The following is a 23176-nucleotide window of genomic DNA, read 5'->3' as shown; positions in this document are numbered from 1 at the left end:
CATCCGGGGCGGGTATCAGAAAGCCTCAGAGCAGCACCACATCATATTGTTCCTGCGAATACATCGACTCGACCTGGAAGCGAATGGTTCGGCCAATGAAGGTCTCCAGTTCCGCAACGTTGCCGGACTCCTCGTCCAGCAGGCGATCGACCACTTTCTGGTTGGCCAGCACGCGATAACCTTCAGCCTGGTAGGCACGGGCTTCGCGGAGGATTTCGCGGAAGATCTCGTAACAGATGGTCTCAGGGGTTTTCAGCTTGCCGCGCCCCTGGCAGGCGGTGCACGGCTCGCAAAGGACCTGTTCGAGGCTCTCGCGGGTACGCTTGCGGGTCATCTGCACCAGGCCCAGCTCGGTGATGCCGATGATGTTGGTCTTGGCGTGATCGCGTTCCAGCTGCTTTTCCAGGGTGCGCAGCACCTGGCGCTGGTGCTCTTCGTCTTCCATGTCGATGAAGTCGATGATGATGATCCCGCCGATGTTGCGCAGGCGCAGTTGCCGGGCGATGGCCGTGGCGGCCTCGAGGTTGGTCTTGAAGATGGTTTCTTCGAGGTTGCGATGGCCGACGAACGCACCGGTGTTGACGTCGATGGTGGTCATCGCCTCAGCCGGGTCGACCACCAGGTAGCCACCAGACTTGAGTGGCACCTTGCGCTCCAGGGCACGCTGGATTTCGTCCTCGACCCCATACAGGTCGAAGATCGGTCGCTCGCCCGGGTAATGCTCCAGGCGATCGGCGATTTCCGGCATCAGCTCGGCGACGAACTGCGTGGTTTTCTGGAAGGTTTCCCGCGAGTCGATGCGGATCTTCTCGATCTTCGGGTTGACCAGGTCACGCAGCGTGCGCAGGGCCAGGCCGAGGTCTTCGTAAATGACCGTGGGTGCGCCGCAGGTCTGGATCTGGCTACCGATCTGTTCCCACAGGCGGCGCAGGTAGCGGATGTCCTGCAGAATCTCCTCGGCCCGCGCACCTTCGGCGGCGGTGCGCAGGATGAAGCCACCGGCGTCCTTGATGTTCTCGCTGTCCATGCAGTCGCTGACCACCTGCTTGAGGCGTTCGCGTTCGGCTTCGTCTTCGATCTTCAGGGAAATGCCGACATGGCTGCTGCGTGGCATGTACACCAGGTAACGCGAGGGGATCGACAGCTGCGTGGTCAGGCGTGCGCCCTTGGTGCCGATCGGATCCTTGGTCACCTGCACCACCAGGGCCTGGCCCTCGTGCACCAGGGCGGTGATGTTCTCCACCGCCGAGCCTTCGCGCTGGGATATTTCCGACGCATGGATGAACGCCGCGCGCTCCAGGCCAATGTCGACGAACGCCGCCTGCATGCCCGGCAGCACCCGCACCACCTTGCCCTTGTAGATATTGCCGACGATGCCGCGGCGCTGGGTGCGCTCGACATGCACTTCCTGCAGCACCCCGTTTTCGACCACCGCCACGCGTGATTCCATCGGGGTGATGTTGATCAGGATCTCTTCACTCATGGCAGGCTCTCGTCAAAGGTCTTCGGTAATGATGGATCGCGCGTGCTGGGCTGGCTACCGCTGGATTGTTACCTCTGGCAAAAGCGCCGGTACCTGCCAGCAGGCGATACCGAATCGGGCGAGCATGTCGGCCGTTTCGCTCAAGGGCAAACCAACCACCGCCGAGTAACTGCCTTCGAGCCCGATGACGAACACCGCGCCCAGGCCCTGGATGGCGTAGCCCCCGGCCTTGTCCGCAGGTTCGCCACTGGCCCAGTAGCGCTCGGCTTCTGCGGCATCGACAGGGCGAAAACGCACGGTACTGCTGACGCACAGGCTCTCGCAGTGCAGGCCATCGTTCAAGGCCACGGCGGTCAGCACCTGGTGCTCGCGGCCAGCCAGGTCGGCCAGCATCGCCAGGGCATGTTCACGGTTTTCCGGCTTACCAAGAATACGCCCATCGAGCACCACCGCCGTGTCGGCGCCAAGCGCCACGGCAGGGCCTTCAAGCGTGGCCAGGCCGGCTTCGGCCTTGGTCCGGGCCAGGCGCTCGACATAGGCCTCGGCGCTTTCGCCCGGCAGCGGGGTTTCATCGATGGGAGCACTGATGACGGTGAACGGCACGCCGATCTGGCCGAGCAGTTCACGCCGGCGCGGTGAGCCGGAGGCGAGGTAGAGGGGTTTCATCTAGACATCTCCCTGTCAGTGGCAGCGCCGTCAGTTGATACGCAAACGTCGGCGCAGGTCGCGCAGGGCGAAGCTGATCCAAGGCCAGAGCAAGGCACTGATCACGGCTGACCAGACCAGCGCCAGGGTCGGCAGGCGATTGCCGGTCAGCGCACTGAGCCAAAGCTGGATCAACTGGGCGATACCGAATATCACCAGGATCACCAGGCTCTGCTGCCACAGCGGGAACATGCGCAGGCGCTGCTGCAGCGACAGCACGAGGAACGTGATCAGGGTGAGGATGAGCGCGTTCTGCCCCAGCAAGGTGCCATACAGCACGTCCTCGGCCAGCCCCAGGACGAAAGCGGTGGTCATGCCCACCTTGTTCGGCACGTTCAAGGTCCAGAACGACACCAGCATCGCCAGCCACATGGGCCGGAACACTTCGAGGAACTGCGGCATGGGCGAAACGCTGAGCAACAGGCCGATGGCGAACGTCAGCCAGATGACCCAACCGTGGTTACGGCGCGACTTGGCCATCATTGCCTCCGTGGATGAGCGGGTGCCGCAGGTGCGGCGGCCGGGCTGGCGGGCGCTGCAGCCGGGGCTGCTGGCGCCTGCCCAGCAGCAGCCGGAGCTGCCGGAGCCGATGGCTGGGCTGGGGCTGGGGCCGCTGCCGGGTGCTCGGCATTGGCGGCAGGTTGGCCAGTGCCTTTGCGATCGGCTTCTTCCTGGGCAATGGCTGCCTCGGTGGCGCGCTGCTCCGGACTCCGGCGGTCACTGAACACCAGCAGCATGTAGCGGCTGCGGTTGAGCGCGGCGGTCGGAATGGCGCGGACGATGGCAAACGGCTGGCCGGAATCGTGGATCACTTCATTGACCGTGGCCACCGGGTAGCCGGCCGGGAAGCGCTGGCCCATGCCGGAACTCACCAGCAGGTCACCTTCCTTGATGTCGGCGGTGTCGGCGACATGCCGAAGCTCCAGGCGCTCCGGGTTGCCGGTGCCGCTGGCGATGGCGCGCAGGCCGTTGCGGTTGACCTGCACCGGAATGCTGTGGGTGGTGTCGGTCAGCAGCAGAACCCGCGAGGTATACGGCATCAGCTCGACCACCTGGCCCATCAGGCCACGGGCATCGAGCACCGGCTGGCCAAGGAACACGCCATCGCGCTCACCCTTGTTGATCAGGATGCGGTGGGTGAACGGGTTGGGGTCGACGCCGATCAGCTCGGCCACTTCAACCTTTTCGTTGACCAGCGCCGAGGAATTGAGCAGCTCACGCAAGCGCACGTTCTGCTCGGTCAGGGCCGCCAGCTTCTGCAGACGCCCCTGCAGCAGCAGGGCTTCGGTCTTGAGTTTTTCGTTTTCGGCGATCAGCTCGGTGCGGCTGCCGAACTGGCCGGCCACGCCTTGCCACATGCGCTGCGGCAGGTCGGTGATCCAGTACGACTCCATGAGCACCAGGCCCATCTGGCTGCGCACCGGCTTGAGCACGTCGAAACGCGCGTCGACAACCATCAACGCGACCGACAGCACCACCAGTACCAGCAGGCGAACGCCCAGCGAAGGGCCCTTGGAAAAAAGCGGTTTAATGGGCCGTTCCTCGTGGACGACTCAGGAGGTCATTGGACATGGGACAACGCACCAGCCTGGTTGCGGGTTGACGGAAACGACGCCCGGATGGACGCCAGCCCAGCGCATACAGGTAGCACTGCGCGTGCTACCTGTAAACCGGGCTTTCAAAAGCAGCGCGGATCACTCGCTGGAGAGCAGGTCCATCGCGTGCTTGTCCATCATCTCCAGGGCGCGACCGCCGCCACGGGCGACGCAGGTCAGCGGGTCTTCGGCGACGATCACCGGCAGGCCGGTTTCCTGGGCCAGCAGCTTGTCGAGGTCACGCAGCAGCGCACCACCACCGGTCAGCACCAGGCCGCGCTCGGCGATGTCGGAGGCCAGCTCCGGCGGCGACTGCTCCAGGGCGCTCTTGACTGCCTGGACGATGGTCGCCAGGGATTCCTGCAGGGCTTCCAGGACTTCGTTGGAGTTCAGGGTGAAGGCGCGTGGTACGCCCTCGGCCAGGTTACGACCGCGCACGTCGACTTCGCGCACTTCGCCGCCCGGGTAGGCGGTGCCGATTTCCTGCTTGATGCGCTCGGCGGTGGATTCGCCGATCAGGCTGCCGTAGTTGCGGCGCACGTAGGTGACGATGGCCTCGTCGAAGCGGTCGCCACCCACGCGGACGGATTCGGCATAGACCACACCGTTCAGCGAGATCAGGGCGATTTCGGTGGTACCGCCACCGATATCGACGACCATCGAGCCACGGGCTTCTTCGACCGGCAGGCCGGCACCGATGGCAGCGGCCATCGGCTCTTCGATCAGGAACACTTCACGGGCACCGGCACCCAGGGCCGACTCGCGAATGGCGCGGCGCTCTACCTGGGTCGATTTGCACGGCACGCAGATCAGCACGCGTGGGCTGGGCTGCAGGAAGCTGTTTTCGTGAACCTTGTTGATGAAGTACTGCAACATTTTTTCACAAACGCTGAAGTCGGCGATGACGCCGTCCTTCATCGGACGAATGGCAGCAATGTTACCTGGCGTACGGCCCAGCATGCGCTTGGCTTCGGTCCCGACGGCGACGACGCTTTTCTGGTTGCCGTGGGTACGGATGGCAACAACCGAGGGCTCATTCAGGACGATACCGCGCTCACGCACGTAAATAAGGGTGTTGGCAGTCCCCAGGTCGATGGAAAGATCGCTGGAAAACATGCCACGCAGTTTCTTGAACATGGGAAAGTGACCCTGGGGAAAGCGTGGGTAAAAAAGTGCGGCAAACTCTAACAATGGCAGGGATTTTGGGCAAGGAGCCAATATGTTAAATTGGCTGTTTTTCCGAGCACGCCAGCAGATGATCGCGGCCGTTGGACCGCCAAAATGCTGACATGTTCCTCACCGCCGACCCTATTCGGTTCTTTGTTTCCCCTGGAGATCACCATGGCGCTTGAACGCAGCGACGTGGAAAAGATCGCCCATCTGGCCCGCCTGGGCCTGAATGAAGGCGAACTGCCACGCATTACTGACGCCCTGAACAGCATTCTCGGCCTGGTCGACCAGATGCAAGCGGTCGATACCAACGGCATCGAGCCCCTGGCCCACCCCCTGGAGGCCAGCCAGCGCCTGCGTCCCGACCAGGTCACCGAAAGCAACCAGCGCGAGGCCTACCAGGCCATCGCACCCTCGACCGAAAGCGGTCTGTACCTGGTTCCCAAAGTCATCGAGTAAGGGATAGAGCCTGCCATGCATGAATTGACCCTGGCCGAGATCGCCCGCGGACTCGCCGACAAGTCGTTTTCCTCCGAAGAGCTGACCGGCGCCCTGCTGGCGCGCGTCAAGCAGATCGACCCACAGATCAACAGCTTCATCAGCGTCACCGAAGCGCTGGCCCTGGGCCAGGCGCGTGCCGCCGACGCCCGTCGCGCCGCTGGCGAGACCGGCGCGCTGCTCGGCGCACCGATCGCCCACAAGGACCTGTTCTGCACCCTCGGCGTGCGCACCAGCTGCGGCTCGAAGATGCTCGACAACTTCAAGGCGCCGTACGACGCCACCGTGGTCGCCAAGCTGGCCGAAGCCGGCATGGTCACCCTGGGCAAGACCAACATGGACGAATTCGCCATGGGTTCGGCCAACGAATCCAGCCACTACGGCGCGGTGAAGAACCCGTGGAACCTCGAGCACGTGCCTGGCGGTTCGTCCGGCGGTTCGGCCGCAGCCGTGGCCGCGCGCCTGCTGCCGGCCACCACCGGCACCGACACCGGCGGCTCGATCCGCCAGCCGGCGGCACTGACCAACCTGACCGGCCTCAAGCCGACGTACGGTCGTGTGTCGCGTTGGGGCATGATCGCCTACGCCTCCAGCCTCGACCAGGGCGGCCCGCTGGCGCGTACTGCCGAAGACTGCGCCCTGCTGCTGCAAGGCATGGCCGGTTTCGACGCCAAGGACTCCACCAGCATCGACGAGCCAGTACCGGACTACAGCGCTGCCCTCAATGGCTCGCTGCAGGGCCTGCGCATCGGCCTGCCGACGGAATACTTCGGCGCCGGCCTCGACCCGCGCATCGCCGAGCTGGTCCAGGCCAGTGTCAAGGAGCTGGAAAAGCTCGGTGCCGTGGTCAAGGAAATCAGCCTGCCGAACATGCAGCATGCCATTCCGGCGTACTACGTGATCGCGCCTGCAGAAGCCTCGTCCAACCTGTCGCGCTTCGACGGCGTGCGCTTCGGCTACCGCTGCGAAGCGCCGAAAGACCTGACCGACCTGTACAAGCGCTCCCGTGGCGAAGGCTTTGGTACTGAAGTGCAGCGCCGCATCATGGTCGGCACCTACGCCCTGTCGGCCGGCTACTATGACGCCTACTACGTCAAGGCCCAGCAGATCCGCCGCCTGATCAAGAACGACTTCATGGCCGCCTTCAATGATGTCGACCTGATCCTCGGCCCGACCACGCCGAACCCGGCCTGGAAGCTTGGCGCCAAGAGCAGCGACCCGGTCGCCGCCTACCTGGAAGACGTCTACACCATCACCGCCAACCTGGCGGGCCTGCCGGGGCTGTCGATGCCAGCCGGCTTCGTCGATGGCCTGCCGGTCGGCGTGCAGCTGCTGGCCCCGTACTTCCAGGAAGGCCGCCTGCTCAACGTCGCGCACCGTTACCAGCAAGTCACCGACTGGCACACCCGCGCCCCTAACGGCTTCTGAGGAATTCACACATGCAATGGGAAGTTGTGATCGGGCTGGAGATTCATACCCAGCTGGCCACCCAGTCGAAGATCTTCTCCGGCAGCGCCACCACCTTCGGCTCCGAGCCGAACACCCAGGCCAGCCTGGTTGACTTAGGGATGCCCGGCGTACTGCCGGTGCTGAACCAGGAAGCCGTGCGCATGGCCTGCATGTTCGGCCTGGCGATCGATGCCGAGATCGGCAAGCGCAACGTGTTCGCGCGCAAGAACTACTTCTACCCGGACCTGCCCAAGGGTTACCAGATCAGCCAGATGGACCTGCCGATCGTCGGCAAGGGCCACCTGGACATCGCCCTGGAAGACGGCACCATCAAGCGCATCGGCGTCACCCGCGCGCACCTTGAGGAAGACGCCGGCAAGAGCCTGCACGAAGACTTCAGCGGCTCCACCGGCATCGACCTGAACCGCGCCGGCACGCCGCTGCTGGAGATCGTCTCCGAGCCAGACATGCGCAGCGCCAAGGAAGCCGTGGCCTACGTCAAGGCCATCCACGCGCTGGTGCGTTACCTGGGCATCTGTGATGGCAACATGGCCGAAGGCTCGCTGCGCTGCGACTGCAACGTGTCGATCCGCCCCAAAGGCCAGGCCGAATTCGGCACCCGCTGCGAGATCAAGAACGTCAACTCGTTCCGCTTCATCGAGCGCGCGATCAACAGCGAGATCCAGCGCCAGATCGACCTGATCGAGGACGGCGGCAAGGTGGTGCAGGAAACTCGCCTGTACGACCCGAACAAGGACGAGACCCGCTCCATGCGCAGCAAGGAGGAGGCCAACGACTACCGTTACTTCCCCGACCCGGACCTGCTGCCGGTGGTGATCGAGGACAGCTTCCTCGAAACCGTCCGCGCTGGCCTGCCGGAGCTGCCACCGCAGAAGGTCGAGCGCTTCCAGAGCCAGTACGGCCTGTCGGCCTACGACGCCAACGTGCTGGCTTCCAGCCGCGAACAGGCGGACTACTTCGAGGAAGTGGTGAAGATTGGTGGCGACGCCAAGCTGGCCGCCAACTGGGTCATGGTCGAGTTGGGCAGCCTGCTGAACAAGCTGGGCATCGAGATCGACCAGGCGCCGGTCAGCGCCGCGGACCTGGGCGGCATGCTGCTGCGCATTCGCGACAACACCATCAGCGGCAAGATTGCCAAGACCGTGTTCGAGGCCATGGCCGCCGGTGAAGGCGATGCCGACAGCATCATCGAGAGCAAAGGCCTCAAGCAGGTCACCGACACCGGTGCGATCGACAAGATGCTCGACGAAATGCTCGCCGCCAACGCCGAACAGGTCGAACAGTACCGCGCCGCCGACGAGGCCAAGCGCGGCAAGATGTTCGGCTTCTTCGTCGGCCAGGCGATGAAGGCATCCAAAGGCAAGGCCAACCCGGGGCAGGTGAACCAATTGCTCAAGGCCAAGCTCGAAGGGTGATTGTTTTACCCCTGTAATGCTGCGAGGGCTTCGCCCTCGTTCGCGGCTAAAGCCGCTCCCACAGGTACGGCGTTGCTCTCACGGGCAGCGCCGTACCTGTGGGAGCGGCTTTAGCCGCGAATGGCCGCACTAGGAGAGCACCTGACTTGCTAAAACGATCCCTCGGCACCCTGGCCCTTTTCTCCTTCCTGGCCGGCTGCGCCAGCCACGACATCGACCCGCGCGGTTACAACGAAACCGGCACCGCTTCCTATTACGGCTCGCGCCACCACGGCAAACGCACTGCCAGCGGCGAACCGTTCAACCAGCACGGCCTCACCGCAGCCCACCGCAGCCTGCCATTCGGCAGCCGGGTGCTGGTCACCAACCTGGCCAACGAACGCAGCGTAGTGGTGCGCATCAACGACCGCGGCCCGCATACTCGCGGCCGCCTGATCGACCTGTCACGTGCTGCCGCAGAAAAAATCGGCATGCTCCGTAGCGGAACGGCGCGCGTGCGGGTACAAGGTCTGAGCGACTGACCTGACAGGAGTCCGAAAATTTTCGACCTGGCCACCCTCCCCACCTTCAGCCTGCTGCAAATGGGCGTTGCCCTGCTACTGCTGATCGCCGGGGCCGAACTGCTGGTGCGCGCGGCGCTGCGCCTGGCTGAACGCCTGCGCGTGCGGCCACTGATCATTGGCTTAAGCCTTGTAGCCTTCGGCAGTACCGCACCGCAGCTGACCGTGAGCCTCCAGGCCGCCTACCAAGGCGCGCCCGACGTGGCCGTGGGCAGCGTGATCGGCAGCAACATCTTCAACGTGCTGGTCATCCTCGGCCTGGCCGCGCTGATCATTCCACTGCGGGTATCACGCCAGCTGGTGCGCCTGGACATCCCGCTGATGATTGCCGCCAGCGCCTTGGTCTATGCGCTCTGTGCCAACGGCCACCTGGGCCGGGCCGAAGGCTTGCTGTTGCTGCTCGCCCTGGCGGGCTACCTGGCCATGCTGTGGCACCAGTCGCGCAACTATGCCCGCACCTACCCCGCCCAGGATGCTACGGCAGCCAGCGCTGGGCGCTTCTGGTCCGGGACGCTGCTACAGGTGCTGTTCGGCTTTGGGCTGTTGAGCCTGGCCGGCCACCTGCTGCTGGAAGCTGCCATTGAAGTGGCCACCGATCTCGGCCTGTCCGAACGCGTCATCGGCCTGACTGTGGTTGCCGTGTGCACATCCTTGCCTGAACTTGCCGCCGCGCTGATTGCCGCCATTCGAGGCGAGCGGGAGATTGCAGTCGGTACGGTGATTGGCAGCAACCTGTTCAACTTGCTGGGAGTGCTCGGCCTGACGGCACTGGTCACCCCCGAGCCGCTGACCATCTCGCCCAATGCGCTGGCGTTCGACCTGCCGGTGATGCTGGGTGTCGCGGCCCTGAGCTTGCCCGTGTTCTATTCCGGCTACCGCATCACCCGCATCGAGGGGCTGGTGTTCCTCTGCCTGTACCTGGCCTACGGCCTGCATGTGGCAGCGTTTACCATGGGCATGCCGCTGGCCGGGCGGCTGGAGCGGCTGATGCTGTTCTATGTGCTGCCGGTGCTGGGCGCGGTGTTGCTGTACACCACAGCCCGGGCCTGGCGCAGGCAGCACTGACCGCTTTACTTATCTCCCCTGCCGAGCCTTCTTCAGCCTGAAAGCGCCCCAGAGCACCAGAATCCAAGCCGGAATCAGCATCACCGAGATGCGAATCGGCGGGGTCAGGTACATCACCACCAGAATCAGCACGATGAACGCCAGGCACAGGTAGTTGGTCAGCGGGTGCCCCCAGCTCTGGTAGAACGGGGTGATCCCGGCCGCCAGCTTGGCCTTGCGGAACTTCAGGTGGGTAATGCTGATGCTGGCCCAGTTGATCACCAGCGCCGACACCGCCAGCGCCATCAGCAGGCCGAACGCCTCACCGGGCATCAGGTAGTTGATCAGCACGCACAGGCCGGTCGCGAAGGCCGAAACGCCCAACGCCGTCAGTGGCACGCCGCTGCGGCTGACCTTGAGCAGCTGACGCGGTGCATCACCCTGGCTGGCCAGGCCGAACAGCATGCGGCTGTTGGCGTATACGCAGCTGTTGTACACCGACAACGCAGCAGTCAGCACCACAATGTTGAGGATGGTCGCCACCAGGTCGCTGTCCAGCTCGTGGAAGATCATCACGAACGGGCTGCCGCCCTGCACCACTTTCTGCCAGGGGTACAGCGACAACAACACAGCCAGGGCGCCGATGTAGAAGATCAAAATGCGGTAGACCACCTGGTTGGTCGCTTTGGGGATGCTCTGACGCGGGTTGTCGGCCTCGGCGGCGGTGATACCGACCAGCTCAAGGCCACCGAACGAGAACATGATCACCGCCAGCGCCATCACCAGCCCGCTCACGCCATTGGGGAAGAACCCGCCGTATTGCCACAGGTTGGCCACACTGGCATCCGGGCCACCATGACCGCTGGCGAGCATCCAGGCGCCAAAGCCGATCATGCTGACGATCGCCACCACCTTGACCAGGGCGAACCAGAACTCCATTTCGCCATACACCTTCACCTGGGTCAGGTTGATCAGGTTGATCACCACGAAGAAGATCGCCGCCGTGGCCCAGGTCGGGAAATCCGGCCACCAGTACTGCACATAGATGCCCACGGCCGTGAGCTCGGCCATGCCGACCAGCACGTACACCACCCAGTAGTTCCAACCGGAGACGAACCCGGCGAACTCGCTCCAGTATTGGTGGGCGAAGTGGCTGAAGCTGCCGGCGACCGGCTCCTCGACCACCATCTCACCCAATTGGCGCATGATGAAGAAGGCCATCAGGCCGGCGATGGCGTAGCCCAGCAGAACGGAGGGGCCGGCCAGCTGGATGGTCTGGGCGATGCCCAGAAACAGCCCGGTGCCGACGGCACCACCCAGCGCAATCAGCTGGATATGGCGATTCTTCAGCCCGCGCTTCAGCGGCTCGGGCGTGCTCTGGTCTTGCATGAAGTGTCCTTTGGCTCAGTGAGGCAGTGTTGTTGCTGTTGTTTTGCAGTCAAGGATCTAGATCCATCCGCCCCACTGCAAGATGAAAATACCAATATTGGTGGTGATCGCCGCCATTAACGTAGTGATCACGATGATCGAGGCCGCCAGCTCGTGGTTGCCGTTGGCGGCGCGGGCCATGACGTAACTGGCCGCCGCGGTCGGGCTGCCGATGTAAAGGAACAGGATGCCCAGCTCGGCCCCCCGGAAACCGCATAACCAGGCTCCCAGGGTGCCGATCAGCGGCAGCCATACCATCTTCACCAGGCTGGCATCGATGGCCAGCTTGCCGCTGTCACGCAGCGCCGCCAGCGACAGGGTGCCGCCGATGCAGATCAGCGCCAGCGGCAGGGTCATCTGCGCCAGGTAGTCACCCGAAGTCAGCAACCAGTTCGGCAGCGGCACCTGGCCGTACGCCATCGGCGTTGCCACCAACACACTGAGGATCAGCGGGTTGCTGAAGATGCTCTTGCAGATGCTCCACGGGTCGGACTTGAGGTCCGGGCTGTACACCGCCAGCACCACCGACGACAGCGAGTTGTACATGAGGATCACCAGGCCGGCGAGCACCGCACCCAGGGAGATGCCGTAATCGCCATAGAGGCTGGCAGCCAGGGCCAGGCCGATCACGCCGTTGTTGCCGCGGAACGCACCCTGGGTGTAGATGCCGCGGTCGGCCAACGGGCTACGCCAGATGGCCATGCCCCAGGACACGGCGAAGCCGACCAGCGTGGCGGCGACGAAGTAGAGGATGACCTTGGGTTGCACCGCTGTGGCCAGGTCGGCGTGGTAGATGCCAAGAAACAGCAGCGCGGGCATGCAGACGTTGAACACCAACTGCGAGGCGACGCGGTTGAAGTTGTCGTCGATCAGGTGGATGCGTTTGAGCAGCACGCCCATGAACAGCATGGCGAAGACGGGCGCCGTGATGTTCAGCGTCTGGATAAGAAGGGCGAGCATGCGCAAGCGGTCCTGAAGGGGTTGCCGTTAGGCGACTAATGATACGCCAACGCGTCAGGGAATGCGGGGATCGAGCGGGACTATAAACACGTTTCTGCCTGTGCCGGCCGTTTCGCAGGTTTACCCGCGAAGCGGCCGGTGCAAGCAGCAGACGGTCAGCGGCGGACCGGGCGCTTCTGCAATTTGCGCTGCAAGGTCCGGCGGTGCATGCCCAACGCCCGAGCGGTGGCGGAGATATTGCCCTCGTGCTCGTTCAGCACGCGCTGGATGTGCTCCCACTGCAAACGGTCCACCGACATCGGGTTTTCCGGCACCAGAGAGTCCAGATCGGCATGCTCCGACAGCAGCGCCGCCAGCACGTCGTCGGCATCGGCCGGCTTGCACAGGTAGTTGCAGGCGCCCCGCTTGACCGCCTCGACGGCGGTGGCGATGCTCGAGTAACCGGTCAGGATCACCACGCGCATCTCCGGGTCCAGCTCCAGCAGCTTGGGCAGCAGCACCAGGCCCGAGTCGCCTTCCATCTTCAAGTCCAGCGTGGCGTAGTCCGGCAGGTCCTGCTGGGCCAGGATCAGGCCTTCCTCGGCGGAACCGGCAGTGCTCACGCGGAAGCCACGGCGGCTCATGGCGCGGGCCATGACCCGGGTAAAGGTGGCGTCATCGTCCACCAGCAGCAGGTGCGGCAGCTCTTCGCCTTCGACCTGGTTTTCTTCGCTCATCATTCATCTCCTCGCGTGCCATGGGGCAGGCGCAGTTCGGTCAGGGTGCCACCCTGTTCATGACTATAGAGTTTCACCGAGCCGCCCGCACGGGTCACGCTGGCCTTGCTCAAGAACAGGCCCAGGCCGAAGCCTTTGCCCTTGGTGGTAATGAAGGGTTTGCCGATCGCTTCGGCGATGGCCGGCGGCACGCCAGGGCCATGGTCGCGGATGCTGATCAGGATGTCCTGGGCGTCCCAGTCGAGGGTCACCTGCAGGTCATCGGGGCAGGCATCGGCGGCATTGTTCAGCAGGTTCAGCAGCGCCTGGGTCAGGTCCGGTGGCGGCGTCAGGCGCGGCACCTGGCCGTCGCGCAGGCGCTGGAAGCGGTAGCTGGCCTCCGGGCGCATCAGGTGCCAGCGGTTCAACGCCTCGTCGAGCCAGGCGGTAACGTCCTGTTCGACCACCGCCAGGCGGCGGTTGGCCTCGGCGGCGCGCACCAGCTGCTGGAGGGTTTCCTTGCACAGCTTGACCTGGTCCTGAAGGATCTGCAGGTCTTCCTGCAGCAACGGGTCGGTGTGGTCCTGGCGCATTTCATTGAGCAGCACGCTCATGGTCGCCAGTGGCGTGCCCAGTTCATGGGCCGCGCCGGCAGCCTGCGTAGCCACGGCCAGCAACTGCTCATCACGCAGGCTTTCTTCGCGGCGCTCGGAACGCAACTGCTCCTGGCGGCGCAGCTCCTCGGCCATGCGCGCGGCAAAGAAGGTAATCACGGCTGCGGCCAGGGCGATACTCAGCCACATGCCGTAGACCTGCATCTTGTCCCGCGCCATCGGCAGCCCCTCGAGCGGGTAGAACTGCACCAGCAGCAGGCTGTAGGCGGTCAGGGCGATGCCCGAGAGGATCAGCGAATACAGCCATGGCAAGGTCACCGCAGCAATAGCCAGCGGCACCAGGTAATAGGACACGAACGGGTTGGTCGAGCCACCTGAGTAATACAGCAAGGCACTGTGGATCAACAGGTCGCAGGCCAGCTGCAAGGCATATTCGGTCTCGGTGACCGGCATCGACAGGCGCAGGCGCAAGGCGGTGAACGCGCAGAGCAGCGACGACAGGGCCAGGGTCGCAGCCAGCGAAAGCCACGGCAGTGGCAGCAGGTCAGTCCAGTAGGCAACGCCCACGGAGCCTGCCTGGGCGGCCAGGACCAGAACCCGAATGACAGTCAGGCGCCAGAGGTTCTGGCGTGTTGCGGACAACGGTTGTGCGGCGGCGAGCATGCGCTCTCCCGATGAGTGCTCCAGGAAAATCGGCTGGAGTATACCGAAGCCGGGCGCCCCACTGCAGCAATGCGGCAAAGCGCCACACTTTGTCACACGTTCATAGTGGCACTTTTGAACCCACTACACTGGTCCCGGTCTGATTGGCCATGCGTGGAATGGATGGCCAGAACCCACGCCCATTATTGCCAAGGAGTAACACATGCACATTACCCGTCACGGCGCGGCACTGATCCTGTCCTGCGGCCTGCTCGCCAGCCTGCCGGCGTTGGCGGCCGACGAACCGCGCTACAACCAGGTATCGCTGCGCGCCGAAGTCAGCAAGGAAGTGGCGCGCGACCTGATGGTCGTGACCCTCTACAGCGAAGCGCAGAATACCGACCCGGGCAAGCTCGCCAAGCAGATCACCGAAACCATGAACAAGGCCGTGCAGCAGGCACGCCAGGTCAAGGACGTGAAGATCAGCCAGGGCAGCCGCAACAGCTACCCGGTGTATGACAGCAAAGGCCAGAAGATTACCGGCTGGCGCGAGCGCGCCGAGCTGCGCCTGGAAGGTGCCGACTTCCCGGCCCTGTCCCAGCTCACTGCCGACCTGCTGCAGGACCTGAAGATGGGCGGCATGGACTTCTCCATCGCCCCGGCCACACGCAAGGCCAGCGAAGACGAACTGCTCAAGGATGCGGTCAATGCGTTCAAGGCCCGTGCGCAGTTGGCCACCGAGGCGTTGGGGGGCAAGGGCTATAAAGTGGTCAGCCTGAACCTGAACAGCTCCGGTTACCCGCGCCCTTACCTGCGTAGCGCACCGATGGCGATGAAGGCCATGGGGGCTGACGAAGCGGCGCCAGCGCCAGATATCGAAGCGGGGACCAGTGAAGTCAGCATGAATGCCGATGGCCTGATCGAAGTGCAGATGCCCTGAAGATCGTCGGGGGCTGCTTGGCAGCCCCTCTTTACCAAAATCAGATATTTCCTACGCACCATAGAAGTGCGTCCTACACCCTCCCCCGCCCAGAAACATCCCGAAAAAAGCCATCATTTTGCCCACGCAAACGTTCAACTTCGCTGAAAGTTATACGTATGCGACATCCATGTACGCTCGTACTACTTTCCTGACGCCAACTATCCTTCTGCCTGTTGCATTGGGAATACCCCCTGCATAAGTATCCGCAGGTCGGCTCACGAGGCCACCTCAATCCAAAAAATGACAACAATGAGGCCACCATGCTCAAACACGCAGTCATTCCGTTCCTGCTAGGTGCAGGCTTGCTCGCCGGCGCTCCGCTGGCCCAGGCCGCGTCCAACCTGGTGTTCTGCTCCGAAGGCAGCCCGGCCGGCTTCGACCCGGGGCAATACACCACCGGAACCGACTTCGACGCCTCGGCCGAGACCGTGTTCAACCGCCTGACCCAGTTCGAACGCGGCGGCACCGCGGTCATCCCGGGCCTGGCAACCAAATGGGACGTGGCCGACGACGGCAAGACCTACACCTTCCACCTGCGCGAAGGGGTCAAGTTCCACACCACCGACTACTTCAAGCCGACCCGCGAATTCAACGCCGACGACGTGCTGTTCACCTTCAACCGCATGCTCGACAAGAACCACCCGTTCCGTAAGGCCTACCCCACCGAGTTCCCGTACTTCACCGACATGGGCATGGACAAGAACATCGCCAAGGTGGAGAAGCTTGACGATCACACGGTGAAGTTCACCCTCAATGAAGTAGACGCCGCGTTCATCCAGAACCTGGCCATGAGCTTCGCCTCCATCCAGTCCGCCGAGTACGCCGACCAGCTGCTCAAGGACGGCAAGGCCGCCGACATCAACCAGAAGCCGATCGGCACCGGGCCATTTGTGTTCAGCAAGTACCAGAAGGACGCGCAGATCCGCTTCAAGGGCAACAAGGACTACTGGAAGCCCGAGGACGTGAAGATCGACAACCTGATCTTCGCCATCACCACCGACGCCTCGGTGCGCATGCAGAAGCTGAAGAAGAACGAGTGCCAGGTCACCCTGTTCCCACGGCCGGCCGACATCGAGCCGCTGAAAGCCGACAAGAACCTGCAGATGCCACAGCAGGCCGGCTTCAACCTTGGTTACATCGCCTACAACGTGATGGACAAGATCAAGGGCAGCAACGAGCCCAACCCGATGGCCAAGCTGGAAGTCCGCCAGGCGCTGGACATGGCCGTGGACAAGAAGAAGATCATCGAATCGGTCTACCAGGGCGCTGGCCAGCTGGCAGTCAACGCCATGCCACCCACCCAGTGGTCCTATGACACCAGCATCAAGGACGCGCCTTACGATCCCGAGAAGGCCAAGCAGTTGCTCAAGGAAGCCGGTATCAAGGAAGGCACCGAGATCACCCTGTGGGCCATGCCTGTGCAACGCCCCTACAACCCCAATGCCAAGCTGATGGCCGAGATGCTGCAGTCCGACTGGGCCAAGATCGGCATCAAGGCGAAGATCGTCAGCTATGAATGGGGCGAGTACATCAAGCGCTCCAAAGGCGGCGAACAAGGCGCCATGCTGATCGGCTGGAGCGGCGACAACGGTGACCCGGACAACTGGCTGGGCACCCTGTACGGCTGCGACGCCATCGACGGCAACAACTTCTCCAAGTGGTGCTACAAGCCCTACGACGACCTGATCAAGCAGGCCAAGGCCACTTCCGACCAGGCCAAGCGCACCGAGCTGTACCAGAAGGCCCAGCACATCCTCAAGGAGCAGGTGCCGATCACCCCGATCGCCCACTCCACGGTCTACCAGCCGATGAGCGCCAAGGTGAAAGACTTCAAGATCAGCCCGTTCGCGTTGAACGCCTTCTACGGCGTCACCGTGGACAAATAGGGTAGATCCCGGCACCCGCCGAGCGACGGCGGGTGCCGCCTCACCACCCTCAAGCATCTCGCGCCCACTCCGACGCTACCCGCGACGGAGTCGGCAAACTGTTGCCGTCATTCGTACCCCGAGGCGGCTTGAACAGCTGGAAAAGGAACCGCCATGCGCCACGTCACTTACCTTTCGACCCTGCTCGCCCTCGGCCTGCTGAGCCAGGCCCCTGCCCTTCAGGCCAAGAACCTGGTGTTCTGCTCCGAAGGCAGCCCGGCCGGCTTCGACACCGCCCAGTACACCAGTGCCACCGACAACGACGCCGCCGAGCCGATCTACAACCGGCTGGTGGAGTTCGAACGCGGCGGCACGGCGGTGCACCCGGCGCTGGCGACGAAATGGGAGGTCTCCGACGATGGCCTGCGCTACACCTTTCACTTGCGCGAGGGCGTGAAGTTCCATGCCAACAAGGCCTTCAAACCGAGCCGTGATTTCAACGCCGACGATGTGCTGTTCACCTTCAACCGCATGCTCGACAAGGACCAACCGTTCCGTAAGGCCTACCCTACCGAATTCCCGTACTTCGTCAGCATGGGCCTGGACAAGAACATCGCCCGGGTCGAAAAGACCGACCCGCTGACCGTGGTGTTCAGCCTGAACAAGGTCGATGCCGCATTCATCCAGAACCTGGCCATGAGTTTCGCCTCGATACTGTCTGCTGAATATGCCGAGCAGCTAATGGTCAGCGGGCGCCCCAGCGCCATCAACCAGCAACCGATCGGCACCGGGCCGTTCGTGTTCCAGCGTTACCAGAAGGACTCGCAGATCCGCTTCAAGGGCAACAAGCATTACTGGGCGCCGGATGAAGTGAAGATCGACAACCTGGTGTTCTCGATCAACACCGACCCGTCGGTGCGCATCCAGAAGCTGCGCCGCAACGAGTGCCAGGTCACCCTGCACCCACGCCCGGCCGACCTGCCGGCGCTCAAGGCCGACGGCAAGCTGCAGGTCATGCAGCAGCCTGGCTTCAACCTCGGCTACATCGCCTACAACACCCAGCACCCGCCGTTTGATCGCCTTGCAGTACGCCAGGCCATGGACATGGCCGTGAACAAGCAGGCCATCATCCAGGCGGTGTACCAGGACTCCGGCCAACTGGCAGTCAATGCCATGCCGCCAACCCAGTGGTCCTATGACAACAGCCTCAAGGACGCACCGTTCGACCCGCAAAAGGCCAAGCAGTTGCTGCAGCAGGCCGGGGTCAAGCCGGGTACCGAGATCACCCTGTGGGCCATGCCCGTACAGCGCCCGTACAACCCCAACGCCAAGCTGATGGCCGAGATGCTCCAGGCCGACTGGAGCAAGCTCGGCTTCAAAGTGCGCATCGTCAGCTATGAATGGGGCGAATACCTCAAGCGCATGAAGAGCGGCGAGCACGACATCGCCCTGATCGGCTGGACCGGCGACAACGGTGACCCGGACAACTGGCTCGGCACCCTCTACAACTGCGACGCCATCGGCAGCAACAACTACTCGCTGTGGTGCGACCCGCAGTACGACAGCCTGGTCAAGCAGGCCAAGCAGGTCACCGACCGCGAGCAGCGCACGGCGCTGTACCAGCAGGCCCAGCAGCGCCTGAAGCAACAGGTGCCGATCACCCCGGTGGCGCATTCCACGGTGAACCAGCCGCTGAGCATCAAGGTGGCCGATTTCAAGGTCAGCCCATTCGGGCGCAATGACTTTTCCGGTGTGAGTGTTGATTAAGCGATAGCCAGTGCCGGCCTCATCGCCAACACAACTCCCCCGCTTTTGCCCGGCGACCCCGGGCAACCCTGGCAACACCGCAGCAAGCAACCCGGCCCACAAGGCCAGGTAATAACTAAAAGAACAGAAAGGGAGCTTTAACTTTGAGACTATTCACCTTGACCGCTTTGGCCTTATCCATCGGCACCTTTTGCGCCGTGACCGAGGCCGACACCCAGAGCCAGGACTACGTCCCGTTCAGCCTGAAATCCAGTAGCGAACAGGACCAGGCCAACGGTTTCATCGACGGCCAGAGCCTGTCCGGCAGCACGCGCAACTGGTACGCCCACGAACGCGCCACCCGCGCACCGCTGTGGAAGTACTACAAGGCCGACGGCACCCGCCACGATACCCACAGCCGCGACAACTGGGTGCAGGGCACCATCCTCAACTACAGTTCGGGCTTCACCCAGGGCACCGTCGGCTTTGCCGTCGAGGCCGCCGGCTACAACGCCGTCGCCCTGCAGCAGGGCCGTGCCGCGATCGCCGGGCCGAACAACCGAACACTCACCCACAGCGACGGCGACCCGGTCGGCCAGTGGAGCAAGATGGGCCTGGCCAACGTCAAGGCGCGCGTGTCCAACACCACCCTTACCGTCGGCCGCCAGTCGGTGGATACACCGATGATCGCCTACATCGGCAACCGTGCGTTGCCGTCGAGCTTCCAGGGGGCGTTCCTGCACAGCGCCGAGTTCGACAACCTGTCGCTTGACCTGGGCACCTTCGACCGCGTTTCGCCACGCACCGAACAGAGCCTGAGCAAGTTCCGCAGCGAATACAGCGCCACCGGCGTCGAGACCGACCGCGCCAGCACCGCCGGGGTCAACTACCAGCCGTTCAAGAGCCTGACCACCAGCCTGTACGCCACCAAGGTCGACGACTTCTGGAACCAGTACTACTTCGGCGCCAACCACGTGCTCGGCGACAACGCCGTGCTCGCCCTGACCACCGGCCTGAACTACTACAAGACCGTGGACGAAGGCAGCAAGAAGATGGGCGAGATCGACAACGACACCTACAGCCTGTCGTTCGGCCTGAGCCATCAGGCGCACACCCTCACCGCCTCCTGGCAGCAGGTCAACGGCAACGAGTACTTCGACTACCTGCACGAAACCAACGGCATCTACTTGGCCAACTCGCTGCTGTCGGACTTCAACGGCCCCAACGAGAAATCCCTGCAGCTCTCCTACGTGCTGAACATGGCGCCCTACGGCGTGCCAGGCCTCAAGTTCAACCTGTACAACGCCCGCGGCTGGGGCATCGACGGCACCCACTACACCGGCACCGCCTACGACGTGCGCGGCCTGGACGGCGAAACCCACTACGAGTGGGGCATCGGCACCAGCTACGCCGTGCAGAGCGGGCCGTTCAAGGACACCAGCATCCGCGCCACCTACACCGCCCACCGCGCCAGCAAGGCCCAGGGCGATGGCAGCCTGGACGAGTTCCGCGTAGTGACCACCATTCCATTCAACATTCTCTGACCACTGGCGCCACGGCCCGCTTCAACCCGGGCCGTGGCGGCTACGCTGGAATCAACGCATGCAGGGAGTTTCCATGACATCGCTACCGCTCCGCGCTGCCCTGGCAGCGGTTATCCTGGGCGCCGCCGGCAACCTCGCGGCCAAGCCGCTGGTGGTGTGCACCGAAGCCAGCCCGGAAGGCTTCGACATCGTCCAGTACACCACTGCCGTCACCGCCGATGCCTCGGCCGAGACGGTGTTCAACCGCCTGGTCGACTTCAAGCCCGGTACCACCGACATCCAGCCGGCCCTGGCCGAACGCTGGGACATCTCGCAAGACGGCCTGACCTACACCTTCCACCTGCGCCAAGGGGTCAAGTTCCATACCACCGACTACTTCAAGCCGACCCGCGAGTTCAACGCCGACGACGTGCTGTGGAGCCTCAATCGCCAACTCGACCCGAACCACCCGTGGCACGCCAAGACCAGCGTCGGCTACCCGTACTTCGAAAGCATGGCCTTCAAGGCGCTGCTCAAGTCGGTGAGCAAGACCGACGACCATACCGTGGTGATCACCCTGACCCGCCCCGAAGCCCCCTTCCTGCGCGACATGGCCATGGCCTTCACCTCGGTCTATTCCGCCGAATACGGCGACCAGCTGCTCAAGGCCGGCAAGACCGGTGACCTCAACAGCAAGCCGATCGGCACCGGCCCGTTCATCTTCCAGCGCTACAACAAGGACGCCCAGGTTCGCTACAAACCCAACCCGGACTACTTCCGCGGCAAACCGCCGGCCGATGCGCTGGTGTTCGCCATCACCACCGACAGCAACGTGCGCCTGCAGAAGCTGCGTGCCAACGAATGCCAGGTGGCGCTGTATCCAAAGCCGACAGACGTGCCATCGATCAAGTCCGACCCTCAGCTCAAGGTGGCGGAAACCGATGCGCTGGTCACCGGCTACATCGCCATGAACACACAGCACAAGTACCTCAGCGACGTACGCGTGCGCAAAGCCATCAACCTGGCATTCGATCGCCAGACACATATCGAGCAGCTGTTCGGCAAAGGCAATGCCACCGAAGCCATCAACCCGTACCCATACACCATGCTGGGCAACAACGTGTCGATCACCAACCCGAAGCAGGACCTGGTCAAGGCTCGCGCTCTGCTGAAGGAGGCGGGCATGCCGGAAGGTACGGTGTTGACGCTATACACCCGTAACGGCGGTGGCCCGACCAATCCCAATCCGCGGCTTTCCGCCGAGATGCTGCAAGCGGACCTGGCCAAGATCGGCATCAAGCTCAACATCCGCGTCATGGAATGGGCCGAAATGCTGCGCCGCGCCAAGGCCGGCGAAGCGGACCTGATTTCCTCTGGCTGGGCCAGTGACAACGGCGACCCGGACAACTTCCTCGGCCCGCTGCTCAGTTGCGAAGCCGCGCGCAACGGTGAGAACTATGCCCGCTGGTGCAATGAAAAATTTCAGGACCTGATCGTCCGTGGCCGAGAACTCAGCAACGATGATGAACGTCGATGGGTCTATGCCGAGGCTTTGAAGGTGTACGATGACGATCAACCCTGGATCAACATGGCCCATCCGAAGATGTTCACTGCCATGCGAGACAACGTGGAGGGCTACGTGATCAACCCTCTGACCAACAACAACTTCGCCACCACCCGGGTGAAGTAGAACAACAACGATCGCCGGGACCCCACACGGGCACCGGCGGCACTGCGTGACCTGTTGATGAGGTAACCCCGACAATGTTGAGTTTTATTGCCCGGCGCCTGGGCCTGCTGATACCGACCTTTTTCGGTATCACCTTGCTGACCTTCGCGCTCATACGCCTGATCCCCGGCGACCCGGTGGAAGTGATGATGGGCGAGCGCAGGGTCGACCCCGAGATGCACGCCCAGGCCATGGAGCGCCTGGGCCTGAACAAGCCACTGCCGGTCCAGTACCTGGACTACGTCGGCAAGCTGGCCCAGGGCGATCTCGGTGAATCGCTGCGCACCCGCGAGAGCGTGTGGACCGAGTTCCTCACCCTGTTCCCCGCCACCCTGGAGCTGGCCCTGGCCGCCTTGCTGTTCGCCGGCGTGGTCGGCCTGCTGGCCGGGGTGATCGCCGCGCTCAAGCGCGGTTCGCTGTTCGACCACGGGGTGATGGGGATCTCCCTGGCCGGCTATTCCATGCCGATCTTCTGGTGGGGCCTGATCCTGATCATGTTCTTCTCGGTGAGCCTGGGCTGGACCCCGGTGTCCGGGCGTATCGACCTGCTTTACGACATCGCGCCGAAGACCGGCTTCATGCTCATCGACACCCTGCTCAGCGACGAGGAAGGCGCGTTCAAGGACGCGGTGATGCACCTGATCCTGCCGGCCATCGTGCTCGGCACCATCCCGCTGGCGGTGATCGCCCGCATGACCCGCTCGTCGATGCTCGAAGTGCTGCGCGAGGACTACATCCGCACCGCCCGCGCCAAGGGCCTGTCGCCGGCCCGCGTGGTCTTCGTGCATGGCCTGCGCAACGCGCTGATCCCGGTGCTGACGGTGTTCGGCCTGCAGGTCGGCACGCTGCTGGCCGGCGCCGTGCTGACCGAAACCATCTTTTCCTGGCCGGGCATCGGCAAATGGCTGATCGAAGCCATCGGCGCCCGTGACTACCCCGTGGTCCAGAACGGCATCCTGTTGATCGCCTGCCTGGTGATCCTGGTCAACTTCGTCGTGGATATCCTCTACGGCCTGGCCAACCCACGCATCCGTCATCAGCGCTGAGGCCTT

At 63.5% G+C, this 23176-nt stretch carries 20 protein-coding genes; 11 read left to right on the top strand and 9 right to left on the bottom strand.

What is annotated here, in order from left to right; translation table 11 throughout:
* Nucleotides 1-25: 25 nt before the first annotated feature.
* From rng to mreB, 5 genes are all read right to left on the bottom strand, one after another.
* The gene (rng, locus tag ABE528_RS12995; protein ID WP_346653187.1) at nt 26-1483 is read right to left on the bottom strand and encodes a ribonuclease G; all 1458 of its coding nucleotides are present in this window, start codon (nt 1481-1483) and stop codon (nt 26-28) included.
* Nucleotides 1484-1537: 54 nt separating this feature from the next.
* Nucleotides 1538-2149, bottom strand: a complete 612-nt coding sequence (locus tag ABE528_RS12990) for a Maf family protein (protein ID WP_346653186.1) — start codon at nt 2147-2149, stop codon at nt 1538-1540.
* Nucleotides 2150-2179: 30 nt separating this feature from the next.
* Nucleotides 2180-2668 (bottom strand): rod shape-determining protein MreD, encoded by a 489-nt coding sequence (gene mreD, locus ABE528_RS12985; protein WP_060511328.1) that lies wholly within the window; start codon nt 2666-2668, stop codon nt 2180-2182.
* Complete coding sequence (gene mreC, locus ABE528_RS12980; protein ID WP_346653200.1) at nt 2668-3720, bottom strand: rod shape-determining protein MreC; 1053 nt, start codon at nt 3718-3720, stop codon at nt 2668-2670. Before mreC ends, mreD begins: the two co-directional genes overlap by 1 nt.
* Nucleotides 3721-3882: 162 nt before the next feature.
* On the bottom strand, nt 3883-4920 hold the full coding sequence (gene mreB / locus ABE528_RS12975) for a rod shape-determining protein MreB (protein WP_003255163.1): 1038 nt from the start codon (nt 4918-4920) through the stop codon (nt 3883-3885).
* 204 nt (nt 4921-5124) lie between these two features.
* Here mreB and gatC point away from each other — a divergent pair, with 204 nt between their 5' ends.
* The 5 genes from gatC to ABE528_RS12950 all read left to right on the top strand — a co-directional run bounded on the left by gatC (nt 5125) and on the right by ABE528_RS12950 (nt 9961).
* Nucleotides 5125-5412: an Asp-tRNA(Asn)/Glu-tRNA(Gln) amidotransferase subunit GatC gene (gene gatC, locus ABE528_RS12970; protein ID WP_346653185.1), complete on the top strand. Its 288-nt coding sequence runs from the start codon at nt 5125-5127 to the stop codon at nt 5410-5412.
* A gap of 15 nt (nt 5413-5427) precedes the next feature.
* A complete protein-coding gene (gatA, locus tag ABE528_RS12965; RefSeq protein ID WP_346653184.1) occupies nt 5428-6879 on the top strand; it encodes an Asp-tRNA(Asn)/Glu-tRNA(Gln) amidotransferase subunit GatA in 1452 nt (483 codons plus the stop codon).
* A gap of 11 nt (nt 6880-6890) precedes the next feature.
* On the top strand, nt 6891-8336 hold the full coding sequence (gene gatB / locus ABE528_RS12960) for an Asp-tRNA(Asn)/Glu-tRNA(Gln) amidotransferase subunit GatB (RefSeq protein ID WP_152956728.1): 1446 nt from the start codon (nt 6891-6893) through the stop codon (nt 8334-8336).
* 146 nt (nt 8337-8482) lie between these two features.
* Nucleotides 8483-8857, top strand: a complete 375-nt coding sequence (locus ABE528_RS12955) for a septal ring lytic transglycosylase RlpA family protein (RefSeq protein ID WP_346653183.1) — start codon at nt 8483-8485, stop codon at nt 8855-8857.
* A 60-nt stretch (nt 8858-8917) separates the two neighbouring features.
* Complete coding sequence (locus tag ABE528_RS12950) at nt 8918-9961, top strand: calcium/sodium antiporter (RefSeq protein WP_152956727.1); 1044 nt, start codon at nt 8918-8920, stop codon at nt 9959-9961.
* Nucleotides 9962-9970: 9 nt separating this feature from the next.
* Here the strand turns inward: ABE528_RS12950 and ABE528_RS12945 are convergent, their stop codons facing one another.
* From ABE528_RS12945 to ABE528_RS12930, 4 genes are all read right to left on the bottom strand, one after another.
* Nucleotides 9971-11329, bottom strand: coding sequence for an amino acid permease (locus tag ABE528_RS12945; protein ID WP_346653182.1), 1359 nt, complete (start codon nt 11327-11329; stop codon nt 9971-9973).
* Nucleotides 11330-11386: 57 nt separating this feature from the next.
* On the bottom strand, nt 11387-12328 hold the full coding sequence (locus ABE528_RS12940; protein WP_346653181.1) for an AEC family transporter: 942 nt from the start codon (nt 12326-12328) through the stop codon (nt 11387-11389).
* A 155-nt stretch (nt 12329-12483) separates the two neighbouring features.
* A complete protein-coding gene (locus tag ABE528_RS12935; RefSeq protein ID WP_079229623.1) occupies nt 12484-13044 on the bottom strand; it encodes a response regulator transcription factor in 561 nt (186 codons plus the stop codon).
* Nucleotides 13044-14300, bottom strand: a complete 1257-nt coding sequence (locus tag ABE528_RS12930) for an ATP-binding protein (RefSeq protein WP_346653180.1) — start codon at nt 14298-14300, stop codon at nt 13044-13046. Before ABE528_RS12930 ends, ABE528_RS12935 begins: the two co-directional genes overlap by 1 nt.
* 202 nt (nt 14301-14502) lie before the next feature.
* On the opposite strand from ABE528_RS12930, the gene ABE528_RS12925 reads away from it, so the two are divergent.
* The 6 genes from ABE528_RS12925 to ABE528_RS12900 all read left to right on the top strand — a co-directional run bounded on the left by ABE528_RS12925 (nt 14503) and on the right by ABE528_RS12900 (nt 23170).
* Nucleotides 14503-15219: an SIMPL domain-containing protein gene (locus ABE528_RS12925; RefSeq protein ID WP_152956723.1), complete on the top strand. Its 717-nt coding sequence runs from the start codon at nt 14503-14505 to the stop codon at nt 15217-15219.
* A 302-nt stretch (nt 15220-15521) separates the two neighbouring features.
* The gene (locus ABE528_RS12920) at nt 15522-17147 is read left to right on the top strand and encodes an ABC transporter substrate-binding protein (RefSeq protein ID WP_346653179.1); all 1626 of its coding nucleotides are present in this window, start codon (nt 15522-15524) and stop codon (nt 17145-17147) included.
* 153 nt (nt 17148-17300) lie between these two features.
* Nucleotides 17301-18893, top strand: coding sequence for an ABC transporter substrate-binding protein (locus ABE528_RS12915; RefSeq protein WP_346653177.1), 1593 nt, complete (start codon nt 17301-17303; stop codon nt 18891-18893).
* A gap of 143 nt (nt 18894-19036) precedes the next feature.
* On the top strand, nt 19037-20416 hold the full coding sequence (locus ABE528_RS12910; RefSeq protein WP_346653176.1) for an OprD family porin: 1380 nt from the start codon (nt 19037-19039) through the stop codon (nt 20414-20416).
* Nucleotides 20417-20489: 73 nt separating this feature from the next.
* Nucleotides 20490-22085, top strand: coding sequence for an ABC transporter substrate-binding protein (locus ABE528_RS12905; protein ID WP_346653175.1), 1596 nt, complete (start codon nt 20490-20492; stop codon nt 22083-22085).
* A 74-nt stretch (nt 22086-22159) separates the two neighbouring features.
* The gene (locus ABE528_RS12900) at nt 22160-23170 is read left to right on the top strand and encodes an ABC transporter permease subunit (protein ID WP_152956718.1); all 1011 of its coding nucleotides are present in this window, start codon (nt 22160-22162) and stop codon (nt 23168-23170) included.
* Nucleotides 23171-23176: the final 6 nt, after the last annotated feature.

Source organism: Pseudomonas sp. TWI628, assembly GCF_039673865.1.
In the GTDB taxonomy this organism is placed as follows: Bacteria; Pseudomonadota; Gammaproteobacteria; order Pseudomonadales; family Pseudomonadaceae; genus Aquipseudomonas.
Note: the sequence above shows the minus strand (reverse complement) of the source record. Positions and strands in the feature narration are given on the sequence as shown.

What these genes read in the sequence shown, in the direction of transcription:
- rng (WP_346653187.1), bottom strand. Translation starts at nt 1,483, where the DNA reads ATGAGTGAAGAGATCCTGATCAACATCACCCCGATGGAATCACGCGTG.
- ABE528_RS12990 (WP_346653186.1), bottom strand. Translation starts at nt 2,149, where the DNA reads ATGAAACCCCTCTACCTCGCCTCCGGCTCACCGCGCCGGCGTGAACTG.
- mreD (WP_060511328.1), bottom strand. Translation starts at nt 2,668, where the DNA reads ATGGCCAAGTCGCGCCGTAACCACGGTTGGGTCATCTGGCTGACGTTC.
- mreB (WP_003255163.1), bottom strand. Translation starts at nt 4,920, where the DNA reads ATGTTCAAGAAACTGCGTGGCATGTTTTCCAGCGATCTTTCCATCGAC.
- gatC (WP_346653185.1), top strand. Translation starts at nt 5,125, where the DNA reads ATGGCGCTTGAACGCAGCGACGTGGAAAAGATCGCCCATCTGGCCCGC.
- gatA (WP_346653184.1), top strand. Translation starts at nt 5,428, where the DNA reads ATGCATGAATTGACCCTGGCCGAGATCGCCCGCGGACTCGCCGACAAG.
- gatB (WP_152956728.1), top strand. Translation starts at nt 6,891, where the DNA reads ATGCAATGGGAAGTTGTGATCGGGCTGGAGATTCATACCCAGCTGGCC.
- ABE528_RS12950 (WP_152956727.1), top strand. Translation starts at nt 8,918, where the DNA reads ATGGGCGTTGCCCTGCTACTGCTGATCGCCGGGGCCGAACTGCTGGTG.
- ABE528_RS12945 (WP_346653182.1), bottom strand. Translation starts at nt 11,329, where the DNA reads ATGCAAGACCAGAGCACGCCCGAGCCGCTGAAGCGCGGGCTGAAGAAT.
- ABE528_RS12940 (WP_346653181.1), bottom strand. Translation starts at nt 12,328, where the DNA reads ATGCTCGCCCTTCTTATCCAGACGCTGAACATCACGGCGCCCGTCTTC.
- ABE528_RS12935 (WP_079229623.1), bottom strand. Translation starts at nt 13,044, where the DNA reads ATGAGCGAAGAAAACCAGGTCGAAGGCGAAGAGCTGCCGCACCTGCTG.
- ABE528_RS12930 (WP_346653180.1), bottom strand. Translation starts at nt 14,300, where the DNA reads ATGCTCGCCGCCGCACAACCGTTGTCCGCAACACGCCAGAACCTCTGG.
- ABE528_RS12925 (WP_152956723.1), top strand. Translation starts at nt 14,503, where the DNA reads ATGCACATTACCCGTCACGGCGCGGCACTGATCCTGTCCTGCGGCCTG.
- ABE528_RS12920 (WP_346653179.1), top strand. Translation starts at nt 15,522, where the DNA reads ATGCTCAAACACGCAGTCATTCCGTTCCTGCTAGGTGCAGGCTTGCTC.
- ABE528_RS12915 (WP_346653177.1), top strand. Translation starts at nt 17,301, where the DNA reads ATGCGCCACGTCACTTACCTTTCGACCCTGCTCGCCCTCGGCCTGCTG.
- ABE528_RS12905 (WP_346653175.1), top strand. Translation starts at nt 20,490, where the DNA reads ATGACATCGCTACCGCTCCGCGCTGCCCTGGCAGCGGTTATCCTGGGC.
- ABE528_RS12900 (WP_152956718.1), top strand. Translation starts at nt 22,160, where the DNA reads ATGTTGAGTTTTATTGCCCGGCGCCTGGGCCTGCTGATACCGACCTTT.